General features: G+C 73.0%; 14 protein-coding genes and 1 pseudogene. 7 read left to right on the top strand and 8 right to left on the bottom strand.

The genetic code is table 11. The annotated features are described in order from the left end of the window. A pseudogene (locus QSK30_RS30355) lies at window positions 1-262 on the top strand (IS5/IS1182 family transposase); the annotation flags it as partial. Window positions 263-271: 9 nt separating this feature from the next. On the opposite strand, the gene QSK30_RS30350 reads toward QSK30_RS30355, so the two are convergent. Together QSK30_RS30350 and QSK30_RS30345 are read right to left on the bottom strand one after the other, a co-directional pair. Then, window positions 272-1,369, bottom strand: a complete 1,098-nt coding sequence (locus QSK30_RS30350) for a M20 family metallopeptidase (RefSeq protein WP_285508105.1) — start codon at window positions 1,367-1,369, stop codon at window positions 272-274. Between the two features lie 48 nt (window positions 1,370-1,417). After that, window positions 1,418-2,551 carry a hypothetical protein gene (locus QSK30_RS30345; RefSeq protein ID WP_285508103.1) on the bottom strand — a complete coding sequence of 378 codons (1,134 nt, stop codon included), beginning with the start codon at window positions 2,549-2,551 and terminating at the stop codon, window positions 1,418-1,420. Window positions 2,552-2,822: 271 nt separating this feature from the next. Between QSK30_RS30345 and QSK30_RS30340 the strand changes: the two genes are divergently transcribed. Further along, window positions 2,823-3,680, top strand: a complete 858-nt coding sequence (locus QSK30_RS30340) for a DUF4253 domain-containing protein (RefSeq protein WP_285508101.1) — start codon at window positions 2,823-2,825, stop codon at window positions 3,678-3,680. Between the two features lie 41 nt (window positions 3,681-3,721). Here the strand turns inward: QSK30_RS30340 and QSK30_RS30335 are convergent, their stop codons facing one another. The 6 genes from QSK30_RS30335 to QSK30_RS30310 all read right to left on the bottom strand — a co-directional run bounded on the left by QSK30_RS30335 (window position 3,722) and on the right by QSK30_RS30310 (window position 10,363). After that, window positions 3,722-4,462 (bottom strand): alpha/beta fold hydrolase, encoded by a 741-nt coding sequence (locus QSK30_RS30335; RefSeq protein WP_285508100.1) that lies wholly within the window; start codon window positions 4,460-4,462, stop codon window positions 3,722-3,724. A 39-nt stretch (window positions 4,463-4,501) separates the two neighbouring features. Then, complete coding sequence (locus QSK30_RS30330; protein WP_285508099.1) at window positions 4,502-5,083, bottom strand: TetR/AcrR family transcriptional regulator; 582 nt, start codon at window positions 5,081-5,083, stop codon at window positions 4,502-4,504. Between the two features lie 22 nt (window positions 5,084-5,105). Then, window positions 5,106-5,969: an ABC transporter ATP-binding protein gene (locus QSK30_RS30325; protein ID WP_285508098.1), complete on the bottom strand. Its 864-nt coding sequence runs from the start codon at window positions 5,967-5,969 to the stop codon at window positions 5,106-5,108. Then, on the bottom strand, window positions 5,966-7,819 hold the full coding sequence (locus QSK30_RS30320) for a dipeptide/oligopeptide/nickel ABC transporter permease/ATP-binding protein (RefSeq protein ID WP_285508097.1): 1,854 nt from the start codon (window positions 7,817-7,819) through the stop codon (window positions 5,966-5,968). The genes QSK30_RS30325 and QSK30_RS30320 overlap by 4 nt, the downstream gene beginning before the upstream one ends. After that, window positions 7,816-8,757, bottom strand: a complete 942-nt coding sequence (locus QSK30_RS30315) for an ABC transporter permease (RefSeq protein WP_285508095.1) — start codon at window positions 8,755-8,757, stop codon at window positions 7,816-7,818. The genes QSK30_RS30320 and QSK30_RS30315 overlap by 4 nt, the downstream gene beginning before the upstream one ends. A gap of 61 nt (window positions 8,758-8,818) precedes the next feature. Continuing rightward, window positions 8,819-10,363, bottom strand: coding sequence for an ABC transporter substrate-binding protein (locus QSK30_RS30310; RefSeq protein WP_285508092.1), 1,545 nt, complete (start codon window positions 10,361-10,363; stop codon window positions 8,819-8,821). A gap of 400 nt (window positions 10,364-10,763) precedes the next feature. Here QSK30_RS30310 and QSK30_RS30305 point away from each other — a divergent pair, with 400 nt between their 5' ends. From QSK30_RS30305 to QSK30_RS30285, 5 genes are read left to right on the top strand one after another with little or no spacing between them, the layout of a single operon-like run. After that, window positions 10,764-11,870, top strand: coding sequence for a zinc-binding dehydrogenase (locus QSK30_RS30305; protein WP_285508090.1), 1,107 nt, complete (start codon window positions 10,764-10,766; stop codon window positions 11,868-11,870). A 49-nt stretch (window positions 11,871-11,919) separates the two neighbouring features. Further along, entirely contained in the window at window positions 11,920-12,885 is a 966-nt protein-coding gene (locus tag QSK30_RS30300) for an aldo/keto reductase (protein WP_285508088.1), read from the top strand. Between the two features lie 29 nt (window positions 12,886-12,914). Further along, the gene (locus QSK30_RS30295) at window positions 12,915-13,892 is read left to right on the top strand and encodes an alpha/beta hydrolase (RefSeq protein WP_285508086.1); all 978 of its coding nucleotides are present in this window, start codon (window positions 12,915-12,917) and stop codon (window positions 13,890-13,892) included. Continuing rightward, complete coding sequence (locus QSK30_RS30290; protein WP_285508084.1) at window positions 13,889-14,872, top strand: alpha/beta hydrolase; 984 nt, start codon at window positions 13,889-13,891, stop codon at window positions 14,870-14,872. Before QSK30_RS30295 ends, QSK30_RS30290 begins: the two co-directional genes overlap by 4 nt. Then, window positions 14,869-16,101, top strand: a complete 1,233-nt coding sequence (locus QSK30_RS30285; protein ID WP_285508081.1) for a multidrug effflux MFS transporter — start codon at window positions 14,869-14,871, stop codon at window positions 16,099-16,101. Before QSK30_RS30290 ends, QSK30_RS30285 begins: the two co-directional genes overlap by 4 nt. Window positions 16,102-16,129: the final 28 nt, after the last annotated feature.

The raw sequence follows: 16,129 nt of genomic DNA, 5'->3' as shown, positions 1-16,129 counted from the left end.
CGCCATCTGTTCCTACCTGCGCCGAGGGCACATCCCGGCGACGATTCCCGAACGCCGGGACCGGCAAGCCAACCGGCTGCGCCGCGGCCGGGCCGGTGGCCGCCCACCGGCCTTCGACCGTGTCGCCTACCGACGCCGCGATATCGTCGAACGCTGCTTCAACCGCCTCAAGCAGTTCCGCGCCATCGCCACCCGCTTCGACAAGACCACCACCTCCTACCGAGGACAGATCGACCTGGCCACCCTGCTTCTCCGGCTTTGAAGACACGACCTAGGTCAGGCTGGCGAGGAAGTGGACGAGGGCTTGGTGGTAGGGCCGGACGGTGGTGAGGTCGGCGTATTCGTCGGGGCCGTGTTGGCCGTCGCCGCCGATGCCGAAGATGACGGCGTCGATGCCGCGCTGGTGGTAATGGCGGGAGTCCGCGGCGCCGTATTTGCGGAGGAGGTCGCCGGAGTAGCCCTGGGCTTGGGCGGCTTCGCGCAGGGCTGCGACGTCCGGGGAGGCCGGGTCCGCCTGGTGCGGGGGTTCGACGCGGTCGACCTCGACCGACACCTCCGGTGGGCATAGGGCGCCCAGGTGGGCGGCCACCTCCTCGGGAGTGCGGTCGGCGAAGTCCGTGTCGCCCGGTGGGAAGCGGATGTCCAGCCAGGCTGTCGCCTCGGCGGGGACCTGGTTGACCGAGCCGGGCGCGGTCTCGATCCTGGCGACGTTGACCGTGGTGCGCCACGCCTCCTCGGTGGCGACCGGGTACGCCGCCAGCACCCGGTCGACCGCGCGCATCAGTTTGAGGACGGCGTTGTCGCCCAGCCACTGGTAGGCGCTGTGCGCACCACGGCCGTGGGCGCGCAGCCGGGCCGTGAGCAGCCCCTTGGACTCGACCACCAGGCGCAGGGCGCTGTGCTCGCCGATGACGACGAAGTCGGCCGTCACGCCCTGCTCGAGCTGGTGGGCGGTGCCGTCGTGGCCGCCGATCTCCTCGTCGGTGACCAGCTGCAACGCCACCGGGACCGGCAGGTCGCGGGCGACCTCGCGGAACGCCAATGCCTGCGCCAGGGCCGAGAGCTTCATGTCCTGCGCGCCCCGTGCGTAGAGCCGGTCGCCCTCGCGGCGGGGCCGGAACTGCTCTGGCGGGGCGGGCACGACGTCTAGGTGTCCGTTGAGGATCGCGCGGAACCGCGGTCTGGAACCGTTGCCGGGGTAGAGCAACGCGCTCGGTTTGCCGTTGGAGTCGAAGCGCTCCACGGTGAACCCCGGGCCGACGGCGTCGAGCACGAGGTCCAGCGCGCGGTGCAGCTCGGCGGGCCGATCGGCCGTCGACCGGATGGCCAACAGCTCCTCGGCCGCCACCAGGAACGCGGCTATGTCCACTTCGACCACCCCGCACCAACTCTGTCTACAACGGACTGAATACCTGGATCAGGCCTGGCACTTGACCTTCACCGCGGCGGCGGCGTGGTGCGCGTAGGTCTTGCTCCCCGAGTCCGACCAGTCCTTGCCGCGGGAGAGCAGCTTCACGGCGAGCTTGGCGCCGCCGATGCGGAAGGTGCCCGCCTCCACCCACTGGCCGCGCCGGGCCACCTGCTTGACCTCGAACGCGCCGACCTCGCCGCCCTTGCCGACGTCGAAGCGGTCGTGCACGCGGTAGGACGTGGGGTCGCCGCCGACGTCGACGAGGTCGCCCGCGGGCACGTACACCGACACGGCGCAGGTGCCGGTGGTCACCGGGCCGGTGTTGAACGTCCACAGGCCGTACGCGCTGTCGTCGTCCTTGTCCGGCCAGCCGGACATCGGGACCGACACGTACGCCGCGCCGCAGCCGCCGCCGTGGTCGACCCAGCCCTCCTTGCCACTGCGGAAGGACCCGACGCTGGAGTACCCGGTGGTGCCGCCGCAACCGGGACCCGCGGTCGCCTCGTAGGTCGGACCGGCCGCCTGGCGCGGCGTGGCCGGGGGGTTCACCGGCGGCACGACCGGGGCCGGGGCGCCGCTCTGCGCGGGCCGTCCGGCCTGCGGGGCGACCGGGGCCGGGTTGACCTGGGAGCCCGGGCCCGGCACCGCGCCCGCGACCGGGGCGACACCCGCGGACTGCGCGGCGGGCGTGGGCTGGTCGATCGGGCCGCCTGCCGGAGCGGGCACGGATCCGGCGCCCGCCGAGGGGTCCTGCGGGTAGCCGGCCGCGGTGGGCGCCCCGCTCGCCTCGGGGTCGTCGTTCAGCCGGGACAGCACCAGCGGCGTGGCGACCAGCGCGAGGCCCACGACCACCGCGGTCACGATCATCGGCTTGCGCACCCGCCGCGGCGCCTCGAGCGCGGCGGCGGGCGCGGCCACGTCGGTGCTGCCGGAGTCCTCGGAGTCCCCGGTGGCGGCGTCGGAGGTGGCCGGGATGGCGCCCACCGCCTTCAGGGCCGCCTCGATGGCGAGCTCACCCGGGGACGGCTCGGGCGGGGCTTCCGGCGAGGCGGCCGCGCCGGGTGCGGCCGCGTCCGAGGTGGCCGCGTCCGAGGTGGCCGCGTCCGGGGTCGCCGCGTCGGTCGCCTGCTCCGTGGACACCTGTGACTCCGTGGACATGAGGTTCCGCTTTCCCCGCCGGGTGCCGTGCCGCGCGCGCCCGTGTGGCGGATATTCGACAGTTCGGTGTTCCGCAGGTCGGAGGCTAGCGTGATCATCAGGTCACGCGTTGTCCCGGACGGCCGCCCCGGGCACCGCGACGAAGGGTGTTCGCGAGCTGTTCGCCCAAGGTTCCCCGGATGATCGCCGCGGACCCGGTACCGGTGCGATCAACGCGCCGCCGACCGTCGGGCGCACCGCCTACGATCCGACCGTGATCTCCGACGCACCGCTCCCCACCGAACTGCGGGACCTGTTCCCCGGCACCACCGCCAACGGCCGGACCCTGTCGGTTCCGCTGCCGCCCGGCAGGCTCGTGCAGCCCGAAGAGGACAACGGCGGCAGGCCCGCGTTCTGGCTCAGCGACCAGCCCGCCGCCGCGGGCCTGTGGGCCCGGCTGCGGGCCGAGCACACCAGGTCCGGGCTGTGGCCGCTGCTGCTCGACGCGCTCGACGACGAGGACCCGGAGTACCGCCCGTGGGGCAACGGCGAGGTGCTGCCCGGTGACATGTCCGCTCCCGCCGGGCACGAGCCGGGCGCGCTGCTCGCGGGATGGTGGGCCGCGCACACCACCGGGGACGAGGAGGACGACCTCTCCGCCGCCGAGCGGCTCGCCGTCACCGCCCCCTTCGGCCGCGAGTGGCCCGGGCTCGCCCGCCCGCTGACTGGGCGCACCGCGCCCGACCTCACCGCCGACGACCTCGCCGAGCAGCTGCTCGCCGGGCACGCGTCGATGCGCCTGGGCCTGGTCGCGGCGGAACGGGGCGCCGACGCGCTGGCGGTGGCGGGCTGGACCGGGCCGATGAACCACACCAACGACACCGGCGAGGTGGCCGCGGTGCTGCGCGACTGGGAGAACCGGTTCGGTGCCCGCGTCGTCGGCCTCGGGTTCGACACCCTGCTGCTCAGCGTCTCCGCGCCGCCCACCACCGAGGCCCAGGCGCTGGCCGTGGCGGCCGAGCACTTCGCGTTCTGCCCGGACAACGTCTGGCAGGGCGAGGCACCCCAGACGCTCTCGACCTACGCCCAGCGCCTGCTCGGCGACCACTCGTGGGTGTTCTGGTGGGACTGACCGGCCCACGGGCGCCGCGGCGCCCGTGACACCGTCACGGCTCAGACGCCGAGGAACTCGAAGGCGGCGGCGCGCAGCTCGTCGCCCGCCAGCGCGCCGAAGTGGTCACCGGGGACCCGCTGCAGGCGGGCCCCGGGCACACCCGCGACGAGCTGGTCGACGCCCTGGGACATCGGGTCGTCCAGGCCGGCGAGGAACAGCGTCGGCACCTGGGGAACGCGGGCCGTCGGGTCGAACGGCTCCCGGGCCAGCCCCTCGACGACCAGCAGCAGCGAGTCGGCGTCGCGGTCCGGGCCGGACACCATGCCGGTGATCATGCCGGTGAGCGGGTCCGCGGGCGCGGGTCCACCGCGGACCGCGGCGCGGGCCGCCGCGAGGTCGACCGCGGCGAACGGCTCCATCGGGCTCAGGCCGCCGAGCACCAGCCTGCGCACCGGGAGCACCCCGGTGGCGGCGAGGTCCCAGGCGAGCCGGGCGCCGAGCGAGTAGCCGATCACGTCGACCTCCCCGGAACCCTCGGCGGCGATCCCGGCCGCGAGCCTGCGGAGCAGGTGCGCGGTGCCCACCTCGTCGGCCGAGCCGACGGCCGGGCCGCCCGGGTGCCCGGGCAGGTGCACCACGACGGCCTCGCGGCCTGCCGCGGCCAGCGGCTCGGCCCAGCGCTCGGCGGGGAAGTCCACGGCACCCCCGGTGACGAAGCCGTGGACGAGCACGACGGGCGGGCCGGTCACCTCGGCGGCGGGCCGGGTGCGGGTGGTCGGGAGCGCGGGAGCATCGATCATTCTACGAGCGTAGACGAAAACCCGTTGCGGTTCCAGGGGTCAGCCCGCGATCCGGCCCATCAGCGCCTCGACGTAGTCGCGGTAGCGCTGCACCAGCGCGCCCACCGGGTGCATCAGGCTGGCCACGTTGGCGCCGATGGTGACCGAGATGATCTCGTCGGCGAGCAGCCCGGCGGCGGGCGGCTCGCCGCGGTCCCAGACCGCGCCGATCCGCCTGGTCAGCTCCCCCCGCCAGATGGTGAGCAGGTCGCGGTACTGCCGGGCCAGGTCCGGGTTGGTGACCGAGTGGCCCCAGAGCACCAGCAGCACCCTGGCCGAGCTGATCCGGTCCGGCTCCAGCGGCATGGCCGCCTCGACGAAACCGCGCAGCGCCGCCACCGGGCCCACGTCCGGGTCCAGTTCGGACATCCGCCGCGCGGTCTCGTCCAGGACGCTCTCGAAGGTCGCGGCGATGATGCCGTCCTTGCCCGCGAAGTAGTGCTTGAGCGCGCCGTTGGCGAAGCCCGCCGCGGTGACGATGCTGCGCATCGTGGCCGCCTCGAACCCGCCCTCGGCGATCAGCCGCTTGGCGACCTCGACGATCTCCCGGCGCCGCTGCTCGTGGTCGATGACCTTGGGCACGGCGGCCTCCAATGCAGGTGGGTCACGCCGACTCCCGCAGGCCGAGCCAGGCGGCCCGGCGGTCGGCCTGGCGCGCCGGGTCGGCGACGGGCGAGGCCAGCAGCAGGCGTCGGGTGTAGGGGTGGGCGGGCTCCTCGGTGACCGAGCGGGTGTGCCCGGACTCGACGATCTCGCCCTGGTACATGACCGAGACGCGGTGGCAGATCCGCCGCACGACGCCGAGGTCGTGCGAGACGAACAGGTAGGACACCCCGGTCTCGCGCTGCAGGTCGATGAACAGGTCCAGGATCGTCGCCTGGGTGGTCAGGTCGAGCGCGCTCACCGGCTCGTCGCAGACGATCAGCCGGGGCATCCGGACCAGCGCCCGCGCGATCGCGATCCGCTGCCGCTGCCCGCCGGAGAACTCGCTCGGGTAGCGGTGCACGGAGTCGGTGGGCAGCCGCACCCGGTCGAGCATCTCGGCGACCACCGCGCGCGCCTGGGCGCGGGTGGTCCCGGCCACCTCCAGCGGTTCGGCGAGGACCTCGCCGACGGTCATGGTGGGGTCGAGCGAGCCGTACGGGTCCTGGAAGACGACCTGGATGTCGTTGGCCAGGCGGCGGCGCGCGGCACCGCGGGCGTGCGTGATGTCCTCGCCGTCGAAGGTGATCCGGCCGGACTCGACCGGCGCGAGCCCGAGCAGGGCCCGGCCGAGCGTGGACTTGCCCGACCCGCTCTCGCCGACCAGCCCGACGCACTCCCCCGGTCCGACCGTCAGCGAAACCCCTTTCAGGGCGCGGAAACGGACCTTGCGGGCCAGTCGGTAGTCGACCACCAGGTCCTGCACGGAGAGCAGCGGTGCGGTGTCCGTGCCTGCGGTACCAGCGCTGTCGTTGGCGGCGTTCATCGTGCGTCGTCCTCTCCGCCGACGTGCGCGGCGCTGCGGTCCAGGGCGGCGGGTGACTCGCGCGCCCAGGCCTGGTCCAGTTCGTGCCGCCCCGCGACGTCGTCGAGGGAGGCGCTGATCAGCTCGGCGGTGTAGGGGTCGGCCGGGTGCCGGAAGATCTGCTCCACCCGGCCGGTCTCGACGATCCGGCCGTCCTTCATCACCACGACCCGGTCGCAGATGTCGGCGACGACGCCGAAGTTGTGCGTCACGATCACCAGCGTCATGCCGTACTCCTGCTGCAGCTCGCGCAGCAGCTCGAGCACCTCGGCCTGCACGGTGACGTCGAGCGCGGTCGTCGGCTCGTCGGCGACCAGCAGCGACGGCCGACCGGCCACCGCGCCCGCGATGAGCACGCGCTGGGCCATGCCGCCGGAGATCTGGTGCGGGTAGGACGCCAGGACGCGGTCGGGGTCGGTGAGGCCCACCCGGACCAGGACGTCGCGCGCGCGTTGGCGGGCGTCGGCCTTCGACAGGCCGTGCACGTGCCGCAGCGGTTCGACCAGCTGGCGCTCGATCGTGTAGCACGGGTCGAGGTTGCTCAGCGGCTCCTGCGGGACGTAGCCGATCGACCGGCCGAGCAGCGCGGCGCGCTCGGCCGCGGAGAGACCGCTGACCTCGCGACCGCTGACCCGGATGCCGTCGGCGACCGCGGTGCCGCCCGAGGGCAGCAGGTCGAGGACGGCGAACATGGTCTGCGTCTTGCCGGACCCGGACTCGCCCACGATGCCGAGCACCTCGCCCGGAGCCGCGTCCAGGGACACGCCCCGGACGACCTCCTTCACCCCGGACGGGGAGGCGTAACCGACGCGGAGGTTGTCGATGCGCAGGGCGCAGTCCTCGGCCGAGTGCTCGTGCTCGCCGCTCGGCAGCCGGTTGGACAGCTCGGTGGCGGCGGGCGCGGTGAGCTCCTGGCGCACGCGGGCCCGGGCGCGCCGGGAGGGCTGCTCCGCGCGGATGCTGATCAGGTCGGCCAGGGTCGACCCGATGAACGCCAGCGCGGCGATGGTGATGCCCAGCGCGATCGAGGGCCACAGCAGGATCAGCGGGTAGGTCAGCATGTTCTGGAAGCCGTCGTTCATCATCTGGCCCCAGCTCGGCGTGGACGCCGAGCCGATGCCGAGGAACTGCAGGCCCGCCTGCATGCCGATGGCGATCCCGGCGGTCAGCGCCGTCTGCACGACGATCGGGGCGTAGACCGCGCGCAGCATGTGCGTGCGCAGGATGCGCGGGTTGGTCACGCCCGCGACCCGGGCGGCGTCGATGTAGGGCTCCTTGCGCACGGCCAGCGCCCGCGCCCGGGTGATCCGGTAGTAGCCGGGGGCCAGGAAGACGCCCAGCGCGACCATCAGGACCGGGAAGGACTGGCCGGTGCCCGCGGCGACGACCAGCAGCACGATCATGCCCGGGACAGACTGCAGGGCGTCGCTGACCCAGGAGGCCAGCCGGTCGGTGACCCCGCCGAAGTAGCCCGCGCACACCCCGGCCGGGACGCCCAGCAGCAGGCCGGACACACAGGTGATGACCGCGCCGTAGAGCGTGGTCCGCGCACCGTGCAGCAACCTGCTGAGGATGTCGCGGCCCGCGGAGTCGCCGCCGAGGAGGTGGCCGCCGCCGGGTTCGGCGTGGGTGAGGGTGAAGTCGACGTGGTTGGGGTCGAACGGCGCGAGCCACGGCGCCAGGACCGCCGCGGCGACCACGACCAGCAGCAGCGCGAGCGCGACCACGCCGAGCGGGCGGCGCAGGTAGCGGCGCCCGAGCGAGATCCGTTTGACGGGCGCCAGCGCGGCGGGGAACGGGACTGCGGTCATCGTTCGCGCACCTTCGGGTTGACCCACCCGAGCACGAGGTCGAGCAGGAAGTTGACGAGGACGACGAACACCACGGTGACGGCGGTCAGGCCGAGCAGCACCGGGATGTCCCCGATCTGCGAGGCCGACTGGGTCAGGCTGCCGATACCGGGCAGGTTGAACACGATCTCGACGACGATGGCGCCGCCGAGCAGGCCGACGAACATCAGCGCGAGCACGGTCAGCGCCGCGGGCGAGGCGTTGCGCAGCACGTGCGCGGTGACCCGCCGCTTGGACAGGCCGCGGGCGCGCAGCGTGCGCACGAAGTCCTGGTTGTTGACCTGGAGGAAGCCGTTGCGCAGCTGCTCGGCGACCATCACGATCGCGCCGAGCGCCAGCGACACCGACGGCAGCGTGATCGACTCGAGCCAGCCGCTGACCGACTGGTCCGGCGAGACGTACCCGATCGCCGGGAACCACCGCAGGTCCAGGGCGAACCAGGTGACCAGCACCAGGCTGACCCAGAACCCGGGCAGCGCGAAGAGCACCACCGAGGCGAGCTTGAGGACCCGGTCGAGCACGCCGCCGGGCCGCAGCCCGCACAGGATGCCCACGGCCACGCCGATGACCGCGGAGAGCAGCGTCGCGAAGACCACCACCGACAGCGTCACCGGCACGCGCAGCACGAGCTGGTCGCCGACCGGTTGGAAGTTGCGCCACGAGCTGCCGAAGTCGCCGGTGGCGGCGTGCGAGATCCAGTCCCAGAACTGGACCAGCAGCGGTCGGTCGAACCCGATCTTGGCGCGCAGCGCGTCCTGCTGCGCGGGGGTGGCGCTGTTGCCCAGCAGCCCGGGGGTCGGGTCCCCGATGGCCAGGTGGGCCAGGAAGAAGGTGCCGGTCGTGACCAGCACGAGCAGCAGCACGCCGGAGAGCAGGCGCTTGGCGATGAAGGACAGCATTGTCTCGGCTCCTCACCGGCAGGTCCGTCCGAAGTGGACGGACCTGCCGGGCACGGGCGCGTCAGCCGCGCTGGATGAACCGCAGGGTCGGGAACATCATCCCGGTGATCGGGGTCACCGTGATGCCCTTGACGCTGAAGTAGGTGTTGTCGGCCTGGTACCAGACGCTCCACCAGGCCAGGTCGACCAGCTTGGCGTTGAGCTGCTTGAGCACCGCGGTCTGCGCCGCGCCGGGCTCGGCCTGCTCGGCCTGCCCGACCAGGGCCTTGACCTCCGGGAAGGCGTCGACCGCCGGGTTCGGGTTGTACCACTGGGCGGTGGTGACCTGGTCGGAGAGCGTGGCCATGTCGTTGCCGCTCATGGCGATCACCGCGAGGAACATCGGGTAGGTCGGCGCGTTCTTCTGGTAGTCGGGCATGGCCATGTCCTGCCACTCCACCTTGATGCCCAGCTCGCCGAAGGTCTGGTTGGCGGCGGGCTGCCAGGCGGCGAAGATCGGCGACATCGGCATCTTGACGGTGAAGCCGCCCGGGTACCCGGCGTCGGCGAGCAGCTGCTTGGCCTTGGCCATGTTGGTGGCGTACTTGCCGTCCATCGACTTGTCGTAGACGGTGCCGTCGACCGGCCAGAGCTGGTTGGTCGCGGTGCCCGAGCCGTTGCCGACCGCCTTGAGGATGCCCGCGGAGTCGAAGGCGTAGCTGATCGCCTGCCGGACGCGCTGGTCACCGAGGGCCTTGACCTGGGTGCCGGTGCGGTCGGCGAACTGCACGCCGACCCACGAGGACGGCTTGGACGCGATGTTCCAGCCGTTGTCCTTGGCCTTGGGCAGGTTCGCGGCGTTGGCGAACTGGACGTTGAGCTGACCGGAGAGCATCGCGTTGAAGCTCGCGGTCTGGTCGGTGATCGGGAACAGCTTCACCGTGGGGAACGGGTAGGTCGCGCTGTCCCAGTGGTTCGCCTTCTTGGTGAACACGTACTGCGACTGCGGCGCGGAGTTGGCCTTGTCGAAGGTGTACGGGCCGGAGCCGACCGGGCCCGCGGTCAGCGAGTTGGCCGCGATCGCGGCGGGCGAGGCCATCCAACTGCGGCCCAGGCCCATGAAGTAGAGCAGCGAGTCGTCCCGTTTGGACAGTTTGATCTCGAGGGTGTCCTCGTCCTTGGCGGTGAAGCCCGAGACGTTGAGGTAGGCCTGGCCGGAGCGCACCCCGGTCTTGAGGTGCTGCAGGTTCGCGACCGCGGCGGCGGCGTCGAACTTCTGCCCGTCGTCGAAGGTGACGCCCTTGCGCAGCTCGGCGGTCAGGGTGAGCCGGTCGGCCGACCACTCCCAGGACGTGGCCAGCGCGGGCACCGGTTTGGCGTCCTTGTCCAACGCGACCAGCGGGTCGTACACGGCCGAGAGGTACGGGCCGTCGAACCCGATGTCGGCGGCGGCCGGGTCCCAGGACGTCACGTCCAGGAACACCCCGGCCTTGAGCTCGGAGATGTCCCCGGCGGCGGTGCCACCGCCTGCACCCGGGCTGCTGCCGCCCGCGCTGGTACAGGCGGCGAGCGTGATGGCGGCTACGGCGGCTATCGCTACCAGTGCCGATGTCCGTGTTCTCGTCATCGGGTCCTTCTCTCGGTGGTGAACAGCTGGTGGGGAGGCGCGCACCGCTGCCGCGGGCGGGTCCTCGCCGGAGCGTGGAGATCAAGAAGTGAGACCTGGCTCACCGTGATGCGGGATAGTCTACGTTCGTTGGCGAAAAAATCAACGGGTCGATAGAGAGCCGTTACCCGGGCGGTCACCAACGGTTCCCCTTGCGGTCCAGGGGGTTTATTTTCTACGCTCGTATACACACCCCGTCTCGGGCCGGTGTCGAGCCCCCGGCCGCGGCGGCGGTGCCCCCTGCGCGGACCCCCACCCGCGGCCCCCGCGGTCCGACGTGAGCGGGGTCTCGACATTTTAATCGACAGACGTAGACTAAAGACTCGCTCGACCCCCACCTCCCGCCACCGCAAGGAGTCCGATGACCGTCCCGACCTCCACCCGGGCGGCGGTGCTGACCGAGCACGGCCAGCCGCTGCACCTCACCGAGCTCCCGCTGCCCGCCGAGGTGGCCCCGGGCGCGGCGCTCGTGCGCGTCTCCTGCGCCACGCTCTGCGGCACCGACGTGGAGATCTGGTCCGGGAAGATGAGCTTCCCCGGCATGCTGCCGATGGTGCTGGGCCACGAGATGGTCGGCGACGTCGTCGCGGTCGGCCCCGACACCCGCGACGCGCTCGGCCGCGACATCGCCGTCGGCGCCCGGATCGGCTGGTCGGAGTCGACCTGCGGTGAGTGCTACGGCTGCGTCGTGCTGCGCGAACCCGTCGCCTGCTCCCGCCGCGGCTACGGCTTCTTGCAGCGCTCGGACGTCCCCCCGTACGCGACCGCGGGCCTGAGCGAGTACGCCTACGTCGTGCCGCGCGCGGCCAAGCTGCTGCTGCCCGAAGAGGTGCCGAGCACCTGGGCCGCGATGGCGGGCTGCGCGGCCAAGACCGTGCTGCGCGCGTTCTCCTACGTCGGCGGCCTGACCGGCAAGCGGGTCGTGGTCCAGGGCTCCGGCGCCCTGGGCGTCTTCGCCACCGCCGTCGCGCACATCTCCGGTGCCGCCAAGGTCATCACCGTCGGCGCGCCGGAGTCCCGGCTCACCCTCGCGGGCGAGTTCGGCGCCGACGCCACCGTCGACATCGCGCTGGGCTCCGACGGCATCGTCGAGCGGGTCCGCGAGCTCACCGGCGGGCACGGCGCCGACCTGGTGCTCGACTTCGCCGGGGCGCCCTCGGTCGGCACCGAGGCGGTGGCGATGGCCGCGCAGCGCGGCCACGTCGTGATCGTCGGCAGCACCGGCCCGAACTCCGCGCCGCTGCCGCTGGGCACGATCATGGGCAAGGAGCTGACCGTGCACGGCTCGCTCAACGGCGACATCGCCGACTACCACAACGCGATCGAGTTCTTCGGCGCGTTCGGCGCCCGGATGCCGTGGGACCGGCTGTTCGGCACGCCGGTCGGGCTCGCGGGCGCCTCCGAGCGGATCGCCGCGATGCACCGGCTCGACGAGGTCAAGGCCGTCATCGACCCCCGCCTGGCCTGAGCAGCCCCGCCCCGGCACCCCGACCAGCCCCCAGCACTAGGAGAGAACCGTGTCCGCCTCGTCTCCCCTGCCCCGGCGCCGCCTCGGCACCACCGAGCTCGACGTCTCGCCGCTGTCCCTGGGCTCCTGGCACACCTACGACCGGATGGACTTCGCCGACACCGTCACGATGATCCGCACGGCCGTGTCCGCCGGGGTCAACCTGTTCGACGTCGGCGTCTACAGCGTGCCCGGCATGGAGCCCGCGTTCACCGACGTGATCTGGAACGCGGCCATCCGGGCCGCCGGAATCCCGCGCGCGGAGTACCTCGTCTCGGCGAAGCTGTGGCTCGAGGGCTTCGACGACGACGGGTTCCGCCCGCAGCTGGAGAACGCGTTCCTGCGCGGCGGTTTCGACGTCGCCGATCTGGTGATCCTCGGTGACATCCGGCGCGATGACATCGTGCTGGAGGACCTGGTCGAGGACCTCGCCGGGCTCACCCGCGCCGGGCTGATCCGGGCCTGGGGCGTCAACAACTGGTCCGCGGCGAACATCCGCCGCCTCCAGGAGATCGCCGCCGAGCGCGGGGTCGACGGCCCGCGGCTCGCGCAGCTGAAGTACAGCATCGGCCGCCGGTCCATCGCCGACGGCGAGCCGTTCGGCGCGCTGTTCGCCGACGGGTTCGCCCTGCAGTCCTCCGACGTGCTCGAGGGCGGCATCCTGGCGGGCGGCACCGGCCTGACCCGCGAGCTCGGCCGCGACCCGGGCGGCGTCCGGGAGGCGATCAAGCGGCACGCCGCCGGGGTCGCCGCGGTCGCCGAGCGGCTGGGCACCAGCCCGGCGCGCCTCGCCGTCGCCTTCACCCTGACCCACCCGGCCAACCTCACCACCCTGTTCGGCGCGACCCGGCTCGACCAGCTCGAGGACAACCTCGCCGCCGTCGAGCTGGTCGAGCGGGTCGGGCCCGAGGAGCTGCGCGCGCTGGTCGACCCGTTCTGGGCCGACCGCGACGTGGTCGACCCGGCGGGGCCGTGAACCCCCACCCCACGAGCGAGGAGCCTGTCGTGACCCACCCACCGGTGCCGTTCGACCCCGAGATCGAACCCGCGCTGGCGCACCTGGTGCCGCCGGACGCCCCACAGTTGCACCCCGACACGATCCCGGCGATCCGCCAGGGCATGGCCGCGATGTTCGCCCCGGCCGCCGAGGCGGTCGGCGACGCACCGGTCGACGTCGTCGAGCGGACCATCCCCGGTCCGGACGGCGCGCCCGACCTGGAGGTCACCGTCATCAGCCCGCGCGGGCTGACCGGGCCGGTGCCCGGGCTCTACAACATCCACGGCGGCGGCATGATGATCGGCCACCGCAACATGGACGTCGGGCGGCTGCTCGCCCTGGTCCTGGAGCTGGGCGTGGTCGCGGTCAACGTCGAGTACCGGCTGGCCCCCGAGCACCCGCACCCGGCCCCGGTCGAGGACTGCTACGCCGGTCTGGTGTGGACGGTCGAGAACGCCGCCGAGCTGGGCATCGACCCGGACCGGGTCGTGATCATGGGCGGCAGCGCGGGCGGCGGCCTGTCCGCCGGGGTCTCGCTGCTGGCGCGCGACCGGGGCGGCCCCGCGCTCGCCGGGCAGTTGCTGCTGTGCCCGATGCTCGACGACACCAACACCACCGTGGCCAGCCACCAGTACCGGGGCATCGGCACCTGGACCCGCGAGTCGAACCTGGTCGGCTGGAAGTCGCTGCTCGGCGACGCGGCGGGCACCGACGCGGCCTCGCCGTACGCCGCGCCCACCCGGGCCACCGACCTGTCCGGACTGCCGCCCGCGTTCATCGAGGTGGGCAGCGCCGAGCCGTTCCGCGACGAGGACACCCAGTACGCGCTGCGGATCTGGGCCACCGGCGGGCAGGCCGAGCTGCACGTGTGGAGCGGGGCCTTCCACGGCTTCGACATGTACGTGCCCGAGTGGCCGGTCAGCCAGGCCGCGCTGCAGACGCGCAACTCGTGGCTGCGCCGGGTCCTGGGACTGGTGGCGCGATGAGCACCGAGCAGTACAAGCCGGTCCCGTACGACCCCGAGCTGGAGCCGGGGCTGGCGGCGTTCCTGGAGCTCGTCGAGCAGATCCCGCTGCGGGCCGGGACGATCCTGGCCAACCGGGCGCACTTCGCGACGATCATCCCGCCGATCGAGCACATCGTCGGCGACCGACCGGTCACGGTCGAGGACCGCACGGTCCCCGGCCCGGCGGGCGAACCGGACATCGTGCTGACGATCGTCCGACCGCACGACCTCGCCCCGGGCGCGCCCGCGATCTACAGCATCCACGGCGGCGGGATGGTCCTCGGCAACCGGTACTTCGGCATCGACGGCCTGATCGAGGAGGCGCTGCTCTTCGGCGCGCTCGGTGTGTCGGTCGAGTACCGCCTGGCACCGGAGCACCCCGCGCCCGCCGCGGTCGAGGACTGCTACGCGGGCCTGGTGTGGCTCGCCGAGCACGCCGACGAGCTCGGCGTCGACACCGACCGGGTCGTGGTGACCGGGGCGAGCGCCGGTGGCGGGCTCTCCGCCGGGGTGTCGCTGCTGGCCAGGGACCGCGGCGGGCCCAAGATCGCCGGGCAGGGGCTGCTGTGCCCGATGCTCGACGACCGCAACGTGACGGTGTCCACCCGGCAGTACGACGGGATCGGCGCCTGGGACCGCAACAACAACGACACCGCGTGGGACGCCATCCTCGGCCCGCTGCGCGGCACCGACCAGGCCTCGCCCTACCAGGTGCCGACCCGGATGGTGGACCTGTCCGGCCTGCCGCCCGCCTACATCGACGTCGGGGCCGCCGAGACCTTCCGGGACGAGGCGACCGAGTACGCGCTGCGGATCTGGGCCACCGGTGGGCAGGCCGAGCTGCACGTGTGGGCGGGCGGGTACCACGGCTTCTCGGGGTTCTCCCCCGACGCCGAGGTCTCCCGCGCGGCCGCGGCGACCCGGCTGTCGTGGCTGCGGCGGATCCTGCGGTCCTCGTGAGCCTGCGCCGCGTCGCCGTCGTGCTGGGCCTGCTGGAGATGTTCGGGCCGATCTCGATGGACCTCTACATGCCCGCGCTGCCCGAGCTCGCCACCGAGCTGGACACCAGCGACAGCCTGGCGCAGGCGACGATGTCGGCGTGCATGCTGGGGCTGGCGCTCGGGCAGCTGGTGGTGGGCCCGCTCAGCGACCGGTTCGGCAGGCGCAAGCCGCTGCTGGCCGGGGTGGCGCTGTTCGCGGTGCTGTCCCTGGTCTGCGCGGTGGCGCCGTCGATCGAGCTGCTGCTGGCCGCCCGGTTCTTCCAGGGGCTGTCCGGGTCGGCCGGGATCGTGGTCGCGCTGGCCGTGGCCCGCGACCTCACCGAGGGTGTCGAGCTGGTCCGGTTGCTGGCGATGCTGACCACGGTCGGCGCGCTCGCGCCGATCGTGGCCCCGGTCGTCGGCGGTCAGCTGGCGCCGCTGATCGGCTGGCGCGGAATCTTCGCCGTGCTGGCCGGGATCGGCGTCGCGCTGTTCCTGCTGGCGCTGACCGCGCTGCCGGAGAGCCTCGAACCCGCCGACCGGCACGCCCGGGGCAGCGGGCACGAGTTCGGCGCGGTGCTGCGGGACCGGCTGTTCCTCTGCTTCCTGCTCGCGGGCGCGTGCGGTGGGACGGCGTTCTTCACCTACCTCGCCTCGATCAGCTTCGTGTTGCAGGACAGCTACTCGATGAGCCCGCAGCTGTTCAGCGTCTGCTTCGCGGCCAACGCGGTCATGTCCGTGGTCGGCGCGCTGATCAACCGGTCCGTGGTGCGCCGCGCGGGGCCGGTGCGGATGTACTCGGTCGGCACCGTCGTCACGGCGCTGGCCGCGCTGGGCATGCTCGTGTCGGTGCTGCTGGGCGCCGGGTTGGTCGCGCTGCTCATCGCGCTGGCGCTGCTGATGCTGGTGACCGGCGGCACCCAGGCCAACGGGTCCGCGCTGGCCCTGGCCGACCACGGCAGGCGGGCCGGGACGGCGGCGGCGCTGCTCGGCACCTCGGCGTTCGCCATCGGTCCGCTGGTGGCGCCGCTGGTGTCGCTGAGCGGGACGAGCCCGCTGTCGATGAGCATCACCATGGCGGCGGCCTACGGCTGCGCGGCCGCCCTGGTGTGGTTCGCGGTGCTGCCCCGACTGCGCAAGCGGGCGGTGGACTCGGCCGAGGCCGTCGAGCGGGCCGAGGTGGAGGTCGTCCCACCCGGCGCGCTGTAGTCACTCGTCAGCCGCTCGTCGGGGTTCC

It is taken from the genome of Actinokineospora sp. NBRC 105648, assembly GCF_030269645.1.
Classification (GTDB): Bacteria; Actinomycetota; Actinomycetes; order Mycobacteriales; family Pseudonocardiaceae; genus Actinokineospora.
This window is presented reverse-complemented; position numbering and strand designations above follow the sequence as displayed.

Bases quoted from the DNA above. Each gene is read 5' to 3' on its own strand.
- QSK30_RS30310 (WP_285508092.1), bottom strand. From the start codon at position 10,363: ATGACGAGAACACGGACATCGGCACTGGTAGCGATAGCCGCCGTAGCC.
- QSK30_RS30335 (WP_285508100.1), bottom strand. From the start codon at position 4,462: ATGATCGATGCTCCCGCGCTCCCGACCACCCGCACCCGGCCCGCCGCC.
- QSK30_RS30305 (WP_285508090.1), top strand. From the start codon at position 10,764: ATGACCGTCCCGACCTCCACCCGGGCGGCGGTGCTGACCGAGCACGGC.
- QSK30_RS30315 (WP_285508095.1), bottom strand. From the start codon at position 8,757: ATGCTGTCCTTCATCGCCAAGCGCCTGCTCTCCGGCGTGCTGCTGCTC.
- QSK30_RS30325 (WP_285508098.1), bottom strand. From the start codon at position 5,969: ATGAACGCCGCCAACGACAGCGCTGGTACCGCAGGCACGGACACCGCA.
- QSK30_RS30290 (WP_285508084.1), top strand. From the start codon at position 13,889: ATGAGCACCGAGCAGTACAAGCCGGTCCCGTACGACCCCGAGCTGGAG.
- QSK30_RS30320 (WP_285508097.1), bottom strand. From the start codon at position 7,819: ATGACCGCAGTCCCGTTCCCCGCCGCGCTGGCGCCCGTCAAACGGATC.